3 protein-coding genes are annotated in these 1,159 nt (G+C 72.0%); all 3 read right to left on the reverse strand.

The window, feature by feature from the left end; all coding sequences use genetic code 11:
- Positions 1-24 precede the first annotated feature (24 nt).
- The 3 genes from FNQ90_RS24035 to FNQ90_RS24045 all read right to left on the reverse strand — a co-directional run bounded on the left by FNQ90_RS24035 (position 25) and on the right by FNQ90_RS24045 (position 822).
- The gene (locus FNQ90_RS24035) at positions 25-216 is read right to left on the reverse strand and encodes a hypothetical protein (protein ID WP_182608269.1); all 192 of its coding nucleotides are present in this window, start codon (positions 214-216) and stop codon (positions 25-27) included.
- Positions 213-386, reverse strand: coding sequence for a hypothetical protein (locus FNQ90_RS24040; protein ID WP_153427486.1), 174 nt, complete (start codon positions 384-386; stop codon positions 213-215). Before FNQ90_RS24040 ends, FNQ90_RS24035 begins: the two co-directional genes overlap by 4 nt.
- Positions 387-636: 250 nt before the next feature.
- Positions 637-822 carry a hypothetical protein gene (locus FNQ90_RS24045; protein WP_228454982.1) on the reverse strand — a complete coding sequence of 62 codons (186 nt, stop codon included), beginning with the start codon at positions 820-822 and terminating at the stop codon, positions 637-639.
- Positions 823-1,159 lie beyond the last annotated feature (337 nt).

The raw sequence follows: 1,159 nt of genomic DNA on the forward strand, positions 1-1,159 counted from the left end.
CGGCGGGGCCGGGGCGCGCCCGGGTCAGTGGAGGAGCTGCTGCTCCCCCGCGCCGATGCCGTAGGCGGAGGGCACCGCGAGCGTGACGCTCTGTGCCGTCATGGCCAGCACCGGCATCGAGCCGACGGCACCCGACGTCCATCCGTCGGCGTCCTCCCGCAGGACGGGAAGGGCGTCGAGGGAGGCGGGAAGGGTGACCGAAGCGGTCGAGGTCACTTGAGAACCTCACCGGCGGCCATGGTGGCGGCCACGCCGAGGGTGACACCGGCGACGAAGACCGCGGGGGTGGCGAGCACCGGGGCGGCGTCGGCCGGCACCTCGCCGGGGGTGTTCTCGGTCAGGGCGTCGGCGCCGAGCAGCTCGACGGGCAGGCCGTGGTGCGACATGGATTTCCTCTTTTCCCGGGGTGTTTTCCCGTGGTGTTTCCCGTGGTGGAGGTCCGTGGTACCGGACCCGGGGATCGTGCGGTGGTGTGGTGCGGACGGGTTCCGCGGAACCGCGTGGTACCGCCGGAACACGGAGGCGCGGTGCGGGAGGAAGACGGATCACGCGGCCCCCTCCCCGCCGGGGGCGGAGGCGTGAACGCGTGCCCCGCTCCCTCCCGACACCGGGGGGATCGACGCGGGGGCGCCGCGATTACTGCAGGATCTCGCCCCGACCGGCCACGTAGGCACCGCCGACGAGGGCGGCTCCGGCGACGAACGCCAGCGCGGTGGCGGGGGTGGCCAGCACCGGCTGACCCAGCTCGGTGGCCCAGCCCTCGCTGTGCTCGCCGAGTTCCCCGAACTCGGCGAGGCGCCGGTCCAGCTTCTGCTCCAGCATGAATGCTCCCGAATGATTTTCCGGAACGGATTTCAACGTGCGCCGGAACGGAATCCGGCCGGTTTCCCGGCCGGATCGCCCCGGCGCACACCACTGTTCCAATTCCGGAAGATCCATTGAAGAAGCGGTTTTGTCCACATGCTGCAGAGCGGGCGGCATCATCCTGTCGCCGGCGGCCCGCCCCACCCGAACCCCCACTCCAAAAGCCCTCGGGGACGCCGCGACACGAGGCGGTCTCTCCCCCGGAAGGGACGGGACGAGGCGAAAAGGCCGAGGGGGAACCGGCAGAAAGCCGAGAGGAGGGTGCGCGGCCCCCGCGCACCCTCCTCTCGTCCCC

This window comes from Streptomyces alkaliphilus (assembly GCF_014141535.1).
Taxonomy (GTDB): Bacteria; Actinomycetota; Actinomycetes; order Streptomycetales; family Streptomycetaceae; genus Streptomyces; species Streptomyces alkaliphilus.

Bases quoted from the DNA above. Each gene is read 5' to 3' on its own strand.
- FNQ90_RS24045 (WP_228454982.1), bottom strand. From the start codon at position 822: ATGCTGGAGCAGAAGCTGGACCGGCGCCTCGCCGAGTTCGGGGAACTC.
- FNQ90_RS24040 (WP_153427486.1), bottom strand. From the start codon at position 386: ATGTCGCACCACGGCCTGCCCGTCGAGCTGCTCGGCGCCGACGCCCTG.